Genomic DNA, 15,691 nt, shown 5'->3' on the forward strand with positions numbered 1-15,691 from the left:
TTGTGTCAATTTTCCTTCCATAGTCGAAAAATCAACAAAAATAAGGTATGATTGTGAGTATAACGAAAAAAAGGGGGAGCATCCATGATTATTAGTCGCAGGGCATTAGCTAGGGCTAAACTGGAAAAGTTAAAACAAGGTTTCTCCGTATATACCGAAATCGAAGAAATTGCACAGTCTATTGAAAAGAAGCTGGATACCGTTGATTTTCCAGTCCACATTGATCGTACAGACCTTGGATGTTGGTTCATCCCCGACACAAACACATCAGATCATAAGGTTGAATAATACAAGTGAAAAACACACCCGATCCTCTGAGATCGAGGGTGTTTTTCGTACTTTTTTGTAGGGGGCTTCTCTCTTGGGTGTACTGATTTTCACACTAGGTATGATCTCATTTTGCGCGGTTGTCGTTTTCTCTTTCGCCTACAGACGTAGCCAAGGAAACACACGCATGAAGAATCAAGGATTTATGAACATCTCCATGGGAGCTTTATTCCTCAGTCTAGCTGGCTTAGAATACGCTACCCTTACCTTTACATCTCCATTAGGATATATCCTGCTCGCTCTCATCGCACTTATTGGGATTGTTTGTTTCTATTACGGATACAAACGGGTCCAGCTTAGCCGGCAGAAATCATAGATGAAAGAATGTACATCACCTATGGATGATGAAAAACATCGTGAAGACGGCTCCCAAAAAACATGGAAAGAGTCGTCTTTATTCACAAAAAAAGCCCCTTTATGACTATTCTTGACTGAACAGTCCGTAAAATGGTAAGGTAACGTGAAAAAGGAGGCGATACCTATGGCCCGAAACAAGGAATTCGATACAACGCTTGTGTTACGTAAAGCTACAGAGATATTCGGTCATTACGGATATGAAGGCACGTCTATGAAAAACTTACTTAGCGGACTAGGCATAGCCCGCCAAAGTCTCTACGACACCTACGGTACCAAAAGAGAACTGTTCATTTTAGCGATGAAACATTATTTGAATGAGAAATCATTAGCCTCTGCCGAATATCTTGAACGACCCGGTTCGGGAAAAGCGGCCATTGCTGATATTTTTTATCAAATTGCGACCGTTTTAAAAGATGAACTGCGCCGTAATGAATGTTTTATTATATGTAGTGCTATCGATCAAATTCCTCACAATCCCGAAATCGCCGCATATTTCGAAAAAGACAAATCTCGATTAGAACAAGCCTTTTATGATGCGTTATTACGAGCTAAAAAACAAGGCGAATTAAGTGATCGGCAGGAGGACTTGCTTGCCCTCTCCAGATACCTATACCATGCCCGCTATTCCCTTACTCAGGCGGCCAAGATCACTTCGGACCCGAAAGTATTAGATAACATCGTAGCCGTCATCTTATCGACTTTAGACTAATCATGGAGTATTTCGACTGCTCCATGATCATCCATTCACTGACTGATTACTCGTTACCTTACATCTTGGAAAGTGAACCCCTAACCCAAAAAATTTTTATCTTTTTTATTGACCAAATGATCTAGAAAGAGTATGATGATGTTGTGAGAGGTATTCGATGTAAGAATTTGAACCAAATACTTATCTAACAACATCAAGGAGGTGTTAGATTTCAAATCAATTGATATTCTGGACTGATTGTTCTATAAAGGGTTATTGCTTATTTTTTAATCATTCTAGACTGTTAGGTCTATAAAATGAAAAAGCATTCTCATCAAACTATAAAACTATATCCTCAGGAGGAATAACCATGACTATCCAAATGACAAGAGAACAAATTCGCGAAAGAGCAGAAGGCGTATTTAAAAACCACCTGAAATACTTATCCTCTGGCGAGATTGCCGCATGGACCGATCTTTTCCATCAAGAGGGAGTGTTAGACTTCCCTTATGGGATTGGAAACTTCCCTAAGAAGGTAGAAGGAAAAAAAGCTCTTTACGATTATATGATCAACTTTCCAAAACATTTCAGTGTCAAGTTTTACGACCTGAAGTTTTATCCTACTGAAGACCCAGAACTCGTAATCGCCGAATTCAAATCTACCGGGAAACATCTCGAAACTGGGAATCCATATGAACAAACTTATATCAGTGTCGTTCAAACAAAGGATGGCTTCATCCAAGTGTATCGTGATTTCTGGAACCCAATGGTAGCAATCGAATCGATCGGTGGGAAGTTAGAGGATTTTGTAGGATAACGATTTAAATAAAAAGTTCGTTTACCATTTTAGGACCCCACTATTCTGATCACCAGCAGTTTTCTGAAAGAACGGTTTCTTCCATGAAGGAAGAAACCGTTCAAACTGGAGTAAATAAAATCACTTAACTAATCCGTGCTATTCTTAAGGAAGCAGAAGGAGTATTAGAAGATGGTACTATTATCCTAAATTCTCCTGCAGGGCCGACGCCATTTGCATTTATTAATTCCACAACAGCATTACTAGTCACTTGAATAATTGCTCCACCAACTAGCACCGATCCAGGAGGTGCTGTGGCGATGTCTGCTCCTCCTCTACTTGCATTGACCTCCGCACCGTTTACCCTCAATCCCATGACAGCTTCATCTGCACCAGTAGGAGTCGCTAGTACAGTAGTATTAAATTCTACCGAATAAGCTCCTGCATTCTGTAGAACTATCGTGCCGCTAGCCCCGTTATACGTTGCATCTTGTGCTACTATGGGCGGGGCATTGAAGAGAACAGGACCTTTACCCAGTATCAGTTGGTCTGTAGTTCTTGTCAAGAATATAAAACCTGCTCCAAATGGTCCGGTAGGCCCTGTAACTCCTGTAACTCCAGCTACACCAGTAGCCCCGGTGGCTCCAATTGCTCCATCTGTGCCTGTAGGTCCTGTTGGGCCCGTGGCTCCGTCCGCCCCTGCGCCCGTAGGCCCTTGGGGTCCTGTGTTTCCATCGGCTCCGTCTGCTCCTTGTGGTCCTGTATCCCCTTGGGGTCCTGTTGTTCCATCGGCTCCGTCTGCTCCTTGCGGTCCTGTATCCCCTTGGGGTCCTGTTGTTCCATCTGCCCCGTTTGCTCCTTGCGGCCCTGTATCCCCTTGGGGTCCCGTGGCTCCATCGGCTCCGTCTGCTCCTTGCGGCCCTGTATTCCCTTGGGGTCCCGTGGCCCCATCTGCTCCGTCTGCTCCTTGCGGTCCTGTATTCCCTTGGGGTCCCGTGGCTCCATCGGCTCCGTCTGCTCCTTGCGGTCCTGTATCCCCTTGCGGTCCTGTTGTTCCATCGGCTCCGTCTGCTCCTTGCGGCCCTGTATTCCCTTGGGGTCCCGTGGCTCCGTCTGCTCCGGTTGGACCGTTTGCTCCTGTCGCAACTTCTAATCTCACATTAGCGGAGCCAGGGGTTACATTAATCTCCAGTGTATCGGATAGAAAGTTTAGCGTATCTCCGAAAGTGAGTGGAACCGTTCCATTTGCTCCAGAGTTCCCTTGAACCAAAAATAAGAAATCACCTGTAACAAAAGCTCCCGTCGGGCCTTGAGGTCCTGTAAGTCCTTGAGGTCCCGTGCCTCCTGTGGCTCCAATCGCCCCCGCTGGTCCTGATGGTCCCTGAGGCCCCGTAGCCCCCGCTGGCCCTGGAGGACCTCCTGATGCCCCTGTAGATCCCGCTGGTCCTTGGGGGCCTGTTGGTCCCCTCGTAACGTCTGTTCCTAATACATTTTCCAATTTCTCATTTAGAATCCATTCTTTTTTCCCTATTACATTAATAGTATCACGAACACTTGCATTGATCGTAAGTAAGTCCGTAATCGTGGGTTGAAAAGAGGTTGATACTCCGGGGAGAGTACCTAGAACATATTGAAGCTTTTCGCCTTCCGCATTAATAATATGGCTAAGGCCTAACTCTTCTAATGCAATAGATGATAGCAATAGATTTACTGCATCCTCCCGAGTAATCGATATATTCGGTGAGATGTTAGGGATATTCGCTTGGGACATTGATTATCTCTCCTCGTATATTTATTTTAAAGTCCTCTTAAAACACAATTTCCAGTTAAAAACGCTCCTTGAAAACAAAATATTTTAGTGTCTCCAAAGGGGTGGACTTTTCAGGATGTCCCTAGATAATGATCTTAGGATCATTTAGGGAAATTCTCATCTCTCCTGTAGCTTTGACTACTTACTAAGTCTGTTTCCCTAGTTCTTGCTTGTGCTTCTAACCCGCAGGCTGTTCCCTTTTGGTAACCCATGCTGGATATAGCAGTTCCAGGCAGCCCATGGACCGGAGTGAGTTCTCATAGGCGAGGGTGATTGATCAGCAAGTACACTAGGGATGTCCTGAAGAGTCCACTTTCCCTGATCCCATATGAAAGGAGGATTCCCTTTGAAACTCTATGTCGGAATCGATGTAAGCTCAAAAGATATGAAAGCCTGCTTGATGAATCAAGATGGAGCGTCGCTCCATCAACTTTCAGTAGATAATAACTTCCACGGAGCATCCTACCTTCGAGATCAGATTGTCACTGTGTATGACAACGGAGATTTCCAATCCATTCAAATTGGTTTGGAGGCCACTTCCTTCTACAGCTGGCATCCCGCCATGTTCTTTCACGAAGATCAAGCTCTACAAGCTAGGAGCACAAAGGTCTTTACGATTAATCCGAAACTCATTCGTAAGTTCAAAGAGGCTTACGTAGACTTGGATAAGAACGATCAGGTAGATGCCTGGTTAATCGCAGATCGGTTACGCTTTGGCAGATTACCAGTAACGGTAGTATTACAAGAACAATACGTTGCCTTGCAACGGTTGACCCGTATGAGATATCATCTGGTGAAAACTCTGGTTCGTGAGAAGCAAATCTTTCTCCAACATCTGTCTTACAAATGCAGTTCATTTACTACAGAAGTAGAAACTTCCTCAGTATATGGCGTCGCCATATTGGACTTGCTACTGGAGAAACTCACCCTCGAAGAAATCAGCTCTATGGAGCTAGAAATGCTAGCTAATTTCCTCAGGGAGAAAAGCAAAAACCGTTATCCTGACCCAGAATGTGTAGCAAAGTCGATTCAAAGAGCAGCACGCTCTTCTTACCGTCTTGCGAAGTGTGTAGAGGACTCTATCGATCTCTTACTACATACTTCGATTGAATCGATTCGTAGTATTAAAACTCAGATTAAGCAATTGGATAAAGCAATCAAAAAGCTATTGGATGTGATACCCAACACACTTCAAACGATCCCGGGGATTGGTCCTGTATTTTGCGCTGGAATCCTTGCTGAAATTGGCGATATCAGTCGCTTTGAAAATCAAGCTTCGCTTGCTAAATATGCAGGGCTTTCATGGAAAAAGCATCAATCTGGTTCCTTCCAAGCGGAGGAAACGAACTTGATACGCACAGGGAATCGTTATTTGCGTTATTACCTTGTTGAGGCTGCTAACTCGGTACAGCGTAATGAATCTGAATACCGTGCGTACTACCAGAAAAAATACCAAGAAGTCCCGAAACATAAACACAAAAGAGCACTCGTCCTAACGGCAAGAAAATTAGTGCGTTTGGTTGATGCGCTGCTACGCAACAACCAGATTTACATGCCAGGAAGGATGGTGAATAGATGAGAGTCTAAACTCATCTAAATCCTTCTTATTAATTCCAGTAAATGGAAATTAAATTACTGGATCTCTTTAGTGATGTCTTCTTTAGAGAAAATAGGTTTAGTAATTTCCAATTCTCTAGTTTTACTGGCTTGACATATTACCGCAGGACTTATTCCTCCTAAAAAAATCTTGATTAGTCAGATTTATTGAAAAAAATAAAAAATCATGAACCTCAACATATTTAGGAGTCCATGTAATCGCATACGAATCATTTCTCCTAGAGTAATTTATGATGGTGAAAAAGGAAATAAACCTATTACTCCATAAAAAGAGGATACATATGTAGAAATCCCTCATATGCATCCTCTCCCTAATTTAGATATTCCTATGTAGAATCATTACAACAGGTGCAAATATATATTCGCGATAGAACAAACCACTATTGGCGGTTCATCTAACTAGATTGTCCCTCATCCACTACTTCTCAATCATCTGAGCCGTAATCAGCGCCTTCCCCACCACCTGATGGTCCGTCAACACCTCTACATCTAACTTCGCCTGATTCCTACCTAACTCTAAAATCTTCGGCACAATCTCAATCATCGTTTCCAATTGAACCGGCTTTAACGTATATAAAGTAAAGTTTTGGATCACTAAATCCTCTCGATGATATTTTCGAAGCAGACGTAGACAAGTTTCGGTCATCAGGGTCGTTAAAACACCTGTGCTTAAGATACCGAGCGAATCGGTCATCTGGGGACTAATCTTACCACGTAAGACGGGTGTCCCTTCTTTCGTGACTTCTTGGAATCCCCGTGTCGATAGCTCATGAACCGTTTCACCTATTTGAGGCTGTTTTTGCATGGTTTGTAGGGATTCGATCACATCTTGTCTACTGACGATTCCGAGTAGCCGTTTCTGTTCATCGACCACCGGTAACAGTTCAATCCCTTCCCAAACCATCTCATGAGCAGCGGCGGCTAATGAGGTATGCGGATGGACATAGACTGGATTACGCGTCATAGCCTTTTCGATTCGATCGGAGGCAGAGAGACCGATTACATCTTTAGCTGTAACCATTCCGACAATTCTACCTGTTTCCTCTACCACCGGGAATTTACTATGTGAGGTTTCTCTCACCAGTTGATGAAATGTATCCACCGAATCTATCGGCCCTAATGTAATAGGCTCTTCGTGAGTCGCTAGGAGATCCTCTACTAGTAAAATCTCTTTTTTAATTAATCGGTCATAGATTGCACGATTAATCAAGCTCGCTACGGTAAACGTATCATAACTACTTGAGATGACTGGCAATTGGTAAAAATCCGCCATCTGCTTTACTTCCTCTGTCGCATCAAACCCCCCCGTAATCAGTACAGCCGCACCGTATTCCAACGAAACTTGGTGAACACGATCACGGTTTCCTACAATTAATAGATTCCCTGGACCTACATAGCGAAGAAGTGCTTCTAGTTTCATCGCTCCAATCACAAATTTCGTTAACGTCTTATGAAGCCCCTCTTTCCCGCCAAGAACCGCTCCATCTACGATATTTACCACTTCAGCAAATGTAATCTTCTCAATCTCGGAACGTTGCTTTTTCTCGATCCTCACCGTTCCTACACGCTCAATCGTATTCACAATTCCTCTCGTTTCAGCATCTTTAATCGCCCGATAGGCAGTCCCATCACTTACTCCGAGATTCTTTGCGATTTGGCGCACCGAAATCTTATGGCCAATCTCCAATTGCTCTATGTACGCTATAATTTGTTCATGTTTGGTAGTCAACCCAAACCCTTCTTTCTCCGCATCTATTATCTTTATTATACACGACAAAAACGGAGATTCCTAAATTTGTATGCGCAAAGAAAAAAACGCCAACCGAATCGATTAGCGTCTATCATGTGTAAAGAAGGTTCCTTATATCTACTTACAACGTAATATTTACAAGATGGGTCCCTGTTTTTTTATAAAACATTGGTGTGAAATGAGTAGGAATTCGATCTTTAGGAAATGGGTTGAAATAATGACCGGCTGTGGCTGCATCCAGACCAGAATGAAATAAATCACAAAATGTGGCTTCGTGTTTGCTCAAAATCCACAACTCTTGAGCTATATAAGGATGCGTTGGACATACAGAAGGAATATCAGTCGTTAATTCTTTTATATAATGGCTATGAACCCACCAAAAATTCCCTGCAAAGGCCACTGCTCTTGGTGTGTATTGAAGACTACAGACATCTACTTTTTCCAGACATTCTAGGGCCAAGGGATGATGATCGATTAAGAGAGTTTCTAACAGATTTCGCCAATCCGCCACATTTGATTCTGTTACTTGACCGTGGTGTCTTACACCCTTTGTATGAATATATAAAACTCGTACGTCCTGTTTATTTACAGTACTATATTCGTGCAACCACAGTAGAGTCGATTTCTCGTATTCATCCGAGTCCGGTTTAATGACATATTGAAGGGTATCGTCATATTGGTCTATTCCTAACCATGTTAGTTCCGCTTCAATTCGGCTAGTATCATGAATCTGATTCGTAACGATGTTTAAGAAAATAGCATCAAGCTTTTGATATAGACCGGAAGAGTTTAGCCGTTTAAGCTGACTGTCCACTATTTGTGCCCAATTATTCACGGTCCATGCGTGTATAAAGCAAACAGTAGAATGTTTAGGAAAGTCTACTAATCTATTAGATAGCCTTATAGACAATCCTATCACCCTCTTTTATTTTATTCCCCTGCTCTCTATATCTATGTTTGCTAGTTTCATAATGTTCTAGATTTGAAATAAAAAGGCACCATTCATTCTGTTACGTGATCTCATTACTCTATTTTTCATATTTTCTATCTTTTATAGACAGCCGTTGTAACGGGCATGCATTAAAATGAATTAATATAAAGAGTATTCATTGTTCTCTACCACCATTCTATTCGAAAGGAAGTTGAGATAATTGAATATTCCAATCGAGATTCAACATATCCCAACCGCTTGGAGAGGACACGAATCCTTTGCTATATGGCTAGTACAACGACTACAAGCTAAGATTACGGTAGATTTAGGCGTTGATTCCGGATTTTCTACATTCTCGTTCGCAACCCCCCACATAGGGACTGTTTATGGTATTGATCACTTTCAAGGAGATGGGCATGCAGGTTATCGAAACACCTATGATTTCGTAATGGGCACCAAAGATATTTTGAAGAAAAAATATGGCCTAGATAATATCCAATTCATACAAGGAGATTTCACAGAGGTCTCGAAAACATGGACCCAACCAATCGATATACTTCACATAGATGGCTTTCATTCATATGATAGTACTAAAGTAGACTTCCTAAATTGGTTGCCTCACCTACAAGAAAACGGGGTCTTGTTGATGCACGATGTAACTTCTTTCCCATCCGTTAAGCAAGTCTATGATGAATCCAACTTGTATCGTTGCTACTTTTCGCATTCGGCTGGATTAGGAATCTTATCTAGGAATAAAGCAATCATTGAAGAAATTGCAAGTTTATATCATTTGACATTTGAAAGTGCTTAAACCATATAAACAAAAAGTAACTTGACCTTTTCATATAAAAAACTGTAGGCCGTGTCTTTTCCAAGACGAGTCTACAGTTTTTTATAGATATGTATATATAAACAGAAGCCATTGCTAGATTAGCGTCCATCATAAAAAGATCTTTGCATTCTCTTCTGCTCATGATAATATTCCTGTTCTTTATTCATCCATTCTAACCTTTTTCTGTATTCCTTTTCGATCTCCATTTTCTTACGAAAACCCTTCCATTCCTGCTTATATGCCATCAGAACTAACAAAGCCAAAGCACCCCACATCCCCAAGAAACATAACTGTTTCAGTTCAGACGCCTGTTTGGACATATTGGCTATAAAGACTATGCACATCGTCAAAGTAACCGATATTTTGATTCCAACCCAACGCATCGTCATATAAACCCCTCCTCTGCTTCTTCTTTATACTATATGTCCAAGCTTCTAGATCATGACATAACAAAGAGAGATGGATTTAGCCCATCTCGTAGCTAACACTTTTTCAACTAGAACATATTTATCCATCAGATAACACCCGTTAGTAAGATAGATGTCCAGTAGTATACCTGTATGGTGCACTCCTAGCCTTTTTCTCAACAACCAAAGTAGAATCGTAATAAGTAAGGGAGCCGACAGAAGTAGTTAAATAATCTACATTTGATGGCTTCTGATGCCATCCATTTAAGGAATCGATTATATTTTTAGAATACTCTATAAAACTATTACTGTTACGTAAACCGCCACCCGCTTCACTCCAGTAACTTGTATGAAGATCTTCTACAAGATACACACCGTTCTCTGCAAGGATAGGAAACAATTCCTCAAACGTTACCTTCTGTTGGTGCACATAATGACCACCGTCATCGATTATAATATCGAATTGAGGAAGTCCAGGAATGGTTCGTTTCCAAAATTCCCTATCACCTTGATCACCAATAATGATTTTGATTTGCTCTTCTTCAATACATTTACATTTAGGATTAATATCTAATCCATATATGGTTGCTTGTGGGCCGAAATAATCTTTCCACATTTGAAGTGAACCACCATGAAACACACCAATCTCTAAAACATTTACCTTCTGATTAACAAAGCGCCCAAAATGGTTCTCATATATATCGAAATAATGAACCCACTTATCAATTAAACGTTTGTCATTTGAATCAAAGTACTCTCTTAATCGCCCCATATTGTCCCCTCCAATAGCGATAATATCGATCTTCATTAGTCTATGAAAATAAAATAAAAAGATTCGCCAAGATTTCTTCGTTCCAATACATCTTGCCTTTGAACAAAATGATGATCGCAGCGATGTTAGGAGCACAAAAAACAGTTAAACCCTGCTCTAGAAGAAAGGTTCTAACTGTTTTGATCTTACAAATTCATCGATTCTTGAGGCTCTAAGACAACTCCTGATAAGCCTTTTTCCTGTAAGTCTCTCACAAACTTTTTCCCATCCTGCTTGATCGGCGGAAACGTATTATAATGAATCGGAATATATTGATCCGCCCTGATCCACTCAGCTGCAAGCAGAGCTTCTTCTGGACCCATGGTAAAATTCCCCCCGATTGGGAGGAGAGCGAGATCTATTTTTTGTCCTATCCCAATCAGTTTCATATCCGAGAATAAGGAAGTATCTCCAGCATGATAGATGGTCCGATCACCTAACGTAAGTAGAATACCACCCGGCTGGCCCATATAGATCATTTGATTTGTCTCTGGATCTACAAAACTACTCCCGTGGATGGCATTTGTATACATAACTCTTCCAAACGGAAAATCATATGCCCCCCCAATCCCCATTCCATGAGTCTGGGCAACGCCTTTTCCCTCTAGATAGAGAGCTAGTTCATAGGGGGCAATTACCAAAGCATTATATTTCTGTGCTAATGCGATTGTATCTCCTACATGGTCATTATGGCCGTGTGTGAGTAAAATCACGTCCGCTTTTTGATCCTCAGCCTGCACCGTAGCGGCCGGATTCCCAGTAAGAAACGGATCAATCCAAAAGTGGAGTCCTTGGTGGACGATTTCAACCGCCGCATGTCCGTGAAATGTGATTTTCAATGCTCTCACTCCCCCTTGTGGACTACCCTAAGAAAAATTCATGATCTCTTGGACTGGCTCCGCCATAATCTTCTGGATATCACTCAGCAAGATGCTAAACCGTTCTTCCTCTTTTAAATATTGCATAAGAACAGGAATTTCTTGGATAGCTGTAGTGGTTTTCTCTGCCCTCTCTTTCAATTCGTCCGTTACCTCCATTCCTTGCATACGAACCCTCTGCAAGTCGATATGTAATCGGTGATAGCCCTCCAACATCTCTTTATAGCTTTCATTCGCCTCAATTTCGCCTTTTAGCTTTTTCATCTCTAGAAATACCTCTGATTCCTTTAGCGAACGAACCAGTTCATGTGCCAAATCGTATGGATTGCTCATCTTCATCTTCCTTTCATTTTCAAAAAACTTCCATAGTTATTTTATCACCTGAAAGCTGTAGATAGAAGTATTATAAATGATCTCTTTAAGAAAAAGCACCTACTCATGGGGTTAGTCAAGCCCTTTTTCCGCACCCTCTTATACTTGCCCACATAGATTGCAGTAGTGATTTTTCTGGCGGAAGGGGATTGTCATGAGGCAAGCAAAAATCCAAATCCAAGTTCTACATGAACGCCACTTTCCCGCTCATATAAACATGGTACTGAGTCAGACGCTTGCCGAAAAATTAGGAATCCAAGGTTCACCCTTTCGGATTTCATTCGGCTCAGCATCAGAAACGGGATACGCATCGATTCGGCAAAGCAACAACCCTGTCCTACGAATCAGCTCCAGACTTGCGACACATTTACGAATTGAAAATGAAACCACCATTTCCGCCTATTTTGATAACATAACACGACGATTAAAGATTGGCCCTCTCCTTGGTATCTTAATTAACTCCCATCCAAAGGAAGGGACAGATTCCCCGTTTGGAGAGATTACCAAATTTCTCGACGAATGTGTGCAAGCAGGCGACAACCATGGGTTACGAATTGCAGTCATTTCTCCTGATTTAATCCATCTAGAGAGTCGGAGTATCGAGGGCTATGTGAAAGACCAGAGCAAATGGAAACGCGTTTCACTTCCCTTACCCGATGTAATCTATAATCGAATCACCTCAAGGCGTATCGAAAGAACAGCATCCGTACAAAAAATGGTGGAACATCTAAAAAACTCTTGTTCTATTCCCTTTTTCAACGATCGGTTTCTAAATAAGATGCAAGTCCATCAACTACTGATTCAAGATGAAAGTGCCGCCGAAATGCTCCCTGAAACCTATTATCTAAACACAGAAACACTAAAGAGTATGACGAAAAAATATCCCATCCTTTATCTAAAACCAACTAACGGAAGTCTGGGTGATGGAATTATTCGCGTCACTCGAAAAGACGATAAGTGGATTGCTCAATCGTCTGTACAAAATGGTACAACTACCAGTCATACAGCACAAACATTTACCGAACTAAACCATATCCTAAGAAATAAGGTTAAAAAGCGCGCCTATCTCATCCAACAAGGCCTGCAACTGGTACGCTTTCAAAATCGCGCGCTTGACTTCCGTATCCTCGTACAAAAAAATAAAACCGGCGAATGGGCTGTTACCTCATCCATAGCCAGAGTAGCGGGTGATCAGCAAATCGTCTCCAACGTAGCGAAAGGTGGGACTCTACGCCGGGTAAAGGATATTTTATCTGAATTAGGAGATTTACGTAACAAATTAACAAGTGCAGATATTCGAAGTGTCGCAAAATCAATTGCTACATCATTTGAAAATCAAGTAGACGGACACTTTGCCGAACTAGGAATTGATCTTGCATTAGATCAAACTGGACGTCTTTGGTTAATCGAGATAAACTCTAAGCCCTCGAAAACCGATGACACAGTTCACAATCCAACATTATCTGCTCGGCCTTCTGTGGTCCGCCTTATGGAATACACTATTCACCTTACTAGCGAACACAAACGTAACAGACACTCACATCCTCCACACCAAGGCTATTTACAATCTATATCAAAAAGGAGGAAACCGAGATGAGAGATGCTATTCTACGCAAATCAATTGCTAACCATCATGTACTAGGCATATTAATATGTGGAGGAAAAAATGAGAGAAAGCGCCCATTTGGCGAATGTGGATATTTTCGTCTCCTAGCTGAAGCTGGGAAGCCATTGGGAATTAATATCTTCGTATTTAATCCGAAGAAGATGAATTGGCAGCGGCGAGTTGCCACAGGTTATATCCCGGCCGCAGAAAGAGATTCTTGGGAATTAGTAACCAAACCCATACCGAATCTAATCTATGATCGCTGTTTTTACAACTCAAGCAACCACTATCTTAGCTATCGACCTTTTCTCTCTCTCCTAAATCAAGATCCATCTATCAAAATTTTAGGACGTCCGCTTAGCGGCAAAATCCAAACCTATTCCATCCTTCGAGCTCATAAGGAAATCACACCCTACCTTCCTGAAACAGTACCTTATCAATCTACAGCCCAAGTATTTGATTTCATAGATCGCTATACCCATATCGTGATCAAACCAAATGGCGGAAGTCATGGAGTCGGGGTTGTGGCGATCTTCCAACTCTTAAAAAGAAAGGGATTTTATATAAAAGGTCGTGATCGAAAGAATCATGCCTTCCAGACGATCCTGGAAACCAAAACGCAATTGCGAAACTGGATTCAACAACACATCGGCACAACCCGTTTTGTCATTCAACCATATCTCAGCCTTTCCACTCCAGACGGTCAGCCATTCGACTTACGCATCCTCATCCAGAAGAATAAAGAGCAGGAATGGGAAACCACTGGTATGGCCATACGAGCCGGAAAGCCAAATAGCATCACTTCCAATCTACATGGCGGTGGTAATGCTCATCGACTTTTACCTTTTATTAAACAGCATTTCACACCCGAACAAGTCGAGAAAATCAACGAGGATATCAAAAAACTAGCATCGATGGTCCCAGGCTTTATTGAAGAAAATCATGGTACTCTCCTTGAGCTTGGCCTTGATGTTGGAATCGATCGTAATGGGAGAGTATGGATTCTAGAGATCAATTCCAAACCTGGACGCATGATATTTCTGCGCACAGGTGAACATGAAACACGAAAACGTTCTATTCAGTTACCTATGCAGTATGCGCAATCTCTTTTAATGAACTAGTAGGAGGGTTTTTATGAATCCGATCATTTGCCAAGTATCAATTACCTCTCATTTACAATCACCTCTCATCGCCCTTTCTCGTAGCTTAATGGAACAATTTCGAATCTCGAAAGGTCAAACCATAAAAGTAGGGTTTGGGAAGAAAAGTGTTGAAACACGAGTCATTCCCAATAAATCTCCAGATGGTAAAATCAATGTTTCCCGCTCTCTTGCCCAAAGCCTCTCTCTACCTTTTAGCGGGAAACTTCTAGTCACATTTCAAGATCGTCGTCTCCGAATTGGTCCCGTAATCGGGATTCTCACCACTGGATTTACCGGTAATGATAGTAAACCTTTTGGAACACGATCTAGACTCTTTAGCTACTTTACTTCAGCTGGCTCTGCCTTATATCCCTGTATGTATGTATTTACTCCTAACATGATTGATTGGCAACGAAAAGTGATACAGGGATGGCATTACCAAAATAGTAGCTGGAGCAAGAAGACATTTCCTTTCCCAGATGTCATACATGAACGGTCTCCAAATCGAAAAGCAGAGACCTTGTATTCCATAGGGTCAACTGTGAATCGGCTACGAAAGGCGGCTCAAATCCCCATTTTTAACCAAGGTTTCTTCAACAAATGGACCATTCACCAACATCTGAGTTCTCATCCTAAAGCTAATCCATACATTCCCGAAACAGTCTTAGCTCCCTCATTATCCACTCTACAACGGATGATGGACCAATACTCTATGGTATATCTAAAACCCGCTAGAGGGAGTTTAGGCTTAGGAATCTTTAAGGTGACACGCCATCCACAAAAAGGGTATAACTGCCGGTTTAATCAAGGAAAAAAAAGCTTCGTCCACCGTTTCCCTTCCCTCTCCAAATTAATTACTCATTTCTTCGGAAGAGGCGGAGGACGCTTTCAAGGATATCTCGCTCAGCAAGGGATCCATTTGATTAAAGTAAAAGATAATCCAGTCGATTTTAGAGTCCATTTGCATAAAGACTACACAGGGAAGTGGAAAGTGGTGGCCGTAGGGTCAAAAGCGGCAGGTAGCGGTAGTGTTACCACTCATATGCGCACAGGTGGCTCTGTTATCCCTACTGAAGATCTCTTCCGTGTCACCTTTGGTGATGACTCACAACGAATCAAAAATCAATTAGAAAAAGCTTCGATCACGATTGCCGAATCACTCGAAAAACAACTTCAAGAGCCCCTTGGAGAATTAGGATTGGATATGGGAATTGATCAGAATCGGAAAATATGGATGTTTGAATCGAATTCTAAACCAGGTAGACACATTTTCCTCCATCCAAGCCTCAAAGATGCTGGTCGAAAATCAGCACGGTGTATTACAGAGTATAGTCTGAAGCTAGCGGAATTTATTTAAGGAGTGGATT

16 protein-coding genes are annotated in these 15,691 nt (G+C 41.9%); 9 read left to right on the plus strand and 7 right to left on the minus strand.

All coding sequences use genetic code 11. The features are described from left to right. Positions 1-84 precede the first annotated feature (84 nt). The 4 genes from BLU58_RS12005 to BLU58_RS12020 all read left to right on the plus strand — a co-directional run bounded on the left by BLU58_RS12005 (position 85) and on the right by BLU58_RS12020 (position 2,189). A complete protein-coding gene (locus BLU58_RS12005) occupies positions 85-288 on the plus strand; it encodes a hypothetical protein (RefSeq protein WP_093292455.1) in 204 nt (67 codons plus the stop codon). Between the two features lie 73 nt (positions 289-361). After that, entirely contained in the window at positions 362-643 is a 282-nt protein-coding gene (locus BLU58_RS12010; RefSeq protein WP_093292456.1) for a YtpI family protein, read from the plus strand. A 165-nt stretch (positions 644-808) separates the two neighbouring features. Then, complete coding sequence (locus BLU58_RS12015) at positions 809-1,393, plus strand: TetR/AcrR family transcriptional regulator (RefSeq protein WP_093292457.1); 585 nt, start codon at positions 809-811, stop codon at positions 1,391-1,393. Positions 1,394-1,742: 349 nt separating this feature from the next. Continuing rightward, complete coding sequence (locus tag BLU58_RS12020) at positions 1,743-2,189, plus strand: nuclear transport factor 2 family protein (RefSeq protein WP_093292458.1); 447 nt, start codon at positions 1,743-1,745, stop codon at positions 2,187-2,189. A 124-nt stretch (positions 2,190-2,313) separates the two neighbouring features. Here the strand turns inward: BLU58_RS12020 and BLU58_RS12025 are convergent, their stop codons facing one another. Continuing rightward, a complete protein-coding gene (locus tag BLU58_RS12025) occupies positions 2,314-3,939 on the minus strand; it encodes an alpha-helical endospore appendage domain-containing protein (RefSeq protein ID WP_093292459.1) in 1,626 nt (541 codons plus the stop codon). Positions 3,940-4,324: 385 nt separating this feature from the next. Here BLU58_RS12025 and BLU58_RS12030 point away from each other — a divergent pair, with 385 nt between their 5' ends. Next, complete coding sequence (locus BLU58_RS12030) at positions 4,325-5,557, plus strand: IS110 family RNA-guided transposase (RefSeq protein WP_093292460.1); 1,233 nt, start codon at positions 4,325-4,327, stop codon at positions 5,555-5,557. Positions 5,558-6,013: 456 nt separating this feature from the next. Here BLU58_RS12030 and BLU58_RS12035 read toward each other — a convergent pair whose 3' ends face one another. Both BLU58_RS12035 and BLU58_RS12040 read right to left on the minus strand, forming a co-directional pair. Then, the gene (locus BLU58_RS12035; RefSeq protein WP_093292461.1) at positions 6,014-7,324 is read right to left on the minus strand and encodes a DRTGG domain-containing protein; all 1,311 of its coding nucleotides are present in this window, start codon (positions 7,322-7,324) and stop codon (positions 6,014-6,016) included. Between the two features lie 142 nt (positions 7,325-7,466). Continuing rightward, positions 7,467-8,255, minus strand: coding sequence for a hypothetical protein (locus BLU58_RS12040; RefSeq protein ID WP_093292462.1), 789 nt, complete (start codon positions 8,253-8,255; stop codon positions 7,467-7,469). A 241-nt stretch (positions 8,256-8,496) separates the two neighbouring features. Between BLU58_RS12040 and BLU58_RS12045 the strand changes: the two genes are divergently transcribed. After that, positions 8,497-9,087: a class I SAM-dependent methyltransferase gene (locus tag BLU58_RS12045; RefSeq protein WP_093292463.1), complete on the plus strand. Its 591-nt coding sequence runs from the start codon at positions 8,497-8,499 to the stop codon at positions 9,085-9,087. Positions 9,088-9,206: 119 nt separating this feature from the next. Here the strand turns inward: BLU58_RS12045 and BLU58_RS12050 are convergent, their stop codons facing one another. The 4 genes from BLU58_RS12050 to BLU58_RS12065 all read right to left on the minus strand — a co-directional run bounded on the left by BLU58_RS12050 (position 9,207) and on the right by BLU58_RS12065 (position 11,537). Continuing rightward, positions 9,207-9,497: a hypothetical protein gene (locus BLU58_RS12050; protein ID WP_093292464.1), complete on the minus strand. Its 291-nt coding sequence runs from the start codon at positions 9,495-9,497 to the stop codon at positions 9,207-9,209. A gap of 139 nt (positions 9,498-9,636) precedes the next feature. After that, positions 9,637-10,287 carry a class I SAM-dependent methyltransferase gene (locus tag BLU58_RS12055; RefSeq protein WP_093292465.1) on the minus strand — a complete coding sequence of 217 codons (651 nt, stop codon included), beginning with the start codon at positions 10,285-10,287 and terminating at the stop codon, positions 9,637-9,639. A gap of 185 nt (positions 10,288-10,472) precedes the next feature. Further along, positions 10,473-11,165 carry a metal-dependent hydrolase gene (locus tag BLU58_RS12060; RefSeq protein WP_093292466.1) on the minus strand — a complete coding sequence of 231 codons (693 nt, stop codon included), beginning with the start codon at positions 11,163-11,165 and terminating at the stop codon, positions 10,473-10,475. Positions 11,166-11,192: 27 nt separating this feature from the next. Next, positions 11,193-11,537 carry a YlbF family regulator gene (locus BLU58_RS12065; RefSeq protein WP_176786648.1) on the minus strand — a complete coding sequence of 115 codons (345 nt, stop codon included), beginning with the start codon at positions 11,535-11,537 and terminating at the stop codon, positions 11,193-11,195. Positions 11,538-11,730: 193 nt separating this feature from the next. Here BLU58_RS12065 and BLU58_RS12070 point away from each other — a divergent pair, with 193 nt between their 5' ends. The 3 genes from BLU58_RS12070 to BLU58_RS12080 are packed head-to-tail and all read left to right on the plus strand — an operon-like array spanning position 11,731 to position 15,681. Next, the gene (locus BLU58_RS12070; RefSeq protein WP_093292468.1) at positions 11,731-13,173 is read left to right on the plus strand and encodes a YheC/YheD family endospore coat-associated protein; all 1,443 of its coding nucleotides are present in this window, start codon (positions 11,731-11,733) and stop codon (positions 13,171-13,173) included. Next, positions 13,170-14,303: a YheC/YheD family endospore coat-associated protein gene (locus tag BLU58_RS12075; protein ID WP_093292469.1), complete on the plus strand. Its 1,134-nt coding sequence runs from the start codon at positions 13,170-13,172 to the stop codon at positions 14,301-14,303. The genes BLU58_RS12070 and BLU58_RS12075 overlap by 4 nt, the downstream gene beginning before the upstream one ends. 13 nt (positions 14,304-14,316) lie before the next feature. Then, the gene (locus BLU58_RS12080; protein WP_093292470.1) at positions 14,317-15,681 is read left to right on the plus strand and encodes a YheC/YheD family endospore coat-associated protein; all 1,365 of its coding nucleotides are present in this window, start codon (positions 14,317-14,319) and stop codon (positions 15,679-15,681) included. Positions 15,682-15,691 lie beyond the last annotated feature (10 nt).

It is taken from the genome of Thermoactinomyces sp. DSM 45892 (assembly GCF_900107305.1).
GTDB lineage: Bacteria > Bacillota > Bacilli > Thermoactinomycetales > Thermoactinomycetaceae > Baia.

Excerpts from the sequence above, each read along its gene's own strand:
- BLU58_RS12075 (WP_093292469.1), top strand. The coding sequence starts at position 13,170 with ATGAGAGATGCTATTCTACGCAAATCAATTGCTAACCATCATGTACTA.
- BLU58_RS12055 (WP_093292465.1), bottom strand. The coding sequence starts at position 10,287 with ATGGGGCGATTAAGAGAGTACTTTGATTCAAATGACAAACGTTTAATT.
- BLU58_RS12015 (WP_093292457.1), top strand. The coding sequence starts at position 809 with ATGGCCCGAAACAAGGAATTCGATACAACGCTTGTGTTACGTAAAGCT.
- BLU58_RS12080 (WP_093292470.1), top strand. The coding sequence starts at position 14,317 with ATGAATCCGATCATTTGCCAAGTATCAATTACCTCTCATTTACAATCA.
- BLU58_RS12025 (WP_093292459.1), bottom strand. The coding sequence starts at position 3,939 with ATGTCCCAAGCGAATATCCCTAACATCTCACCGAATATATCGATTACT.
- BLU58_RS12050 (WP_093292464.1), bottom strand. The coding sequence starts at position 9,497 with ATGACGATGCGTTGGGTTGGAATCAAAATATCGGTTACTTTGACGATG.
- BLU58_RS12065 (WP_176786648.1), bottom strand. The coding sequence starts at position 11,537 with ATGAGCAATCCATACGATTTGGCACATGAACTGGTTCGTTCGCTAAAG.
- BLU58_RS12020 (WP_093292458.1), top strand. The coding sequence starts at position 1,743 with ATGACTATCCAAATGACAAGAGAACAAATTCGCGAAAGAGCAGAAGGC.
- BLU58_RS12070 (WP_093292468.1), top strand. The coding sequence starts at position 11,731 with ATGAGGCAAGCAAAAATCCAAATCCAAGTTCTACATGAACGCCACTTT.
- BLU58_RS12005 (WP_093292455.1), top strand. The coding sequence starts at position 85 with ATGATTATTAGTCGCAGGGCATTAGCTAGGGCTAAACTGGAAAAGTTA.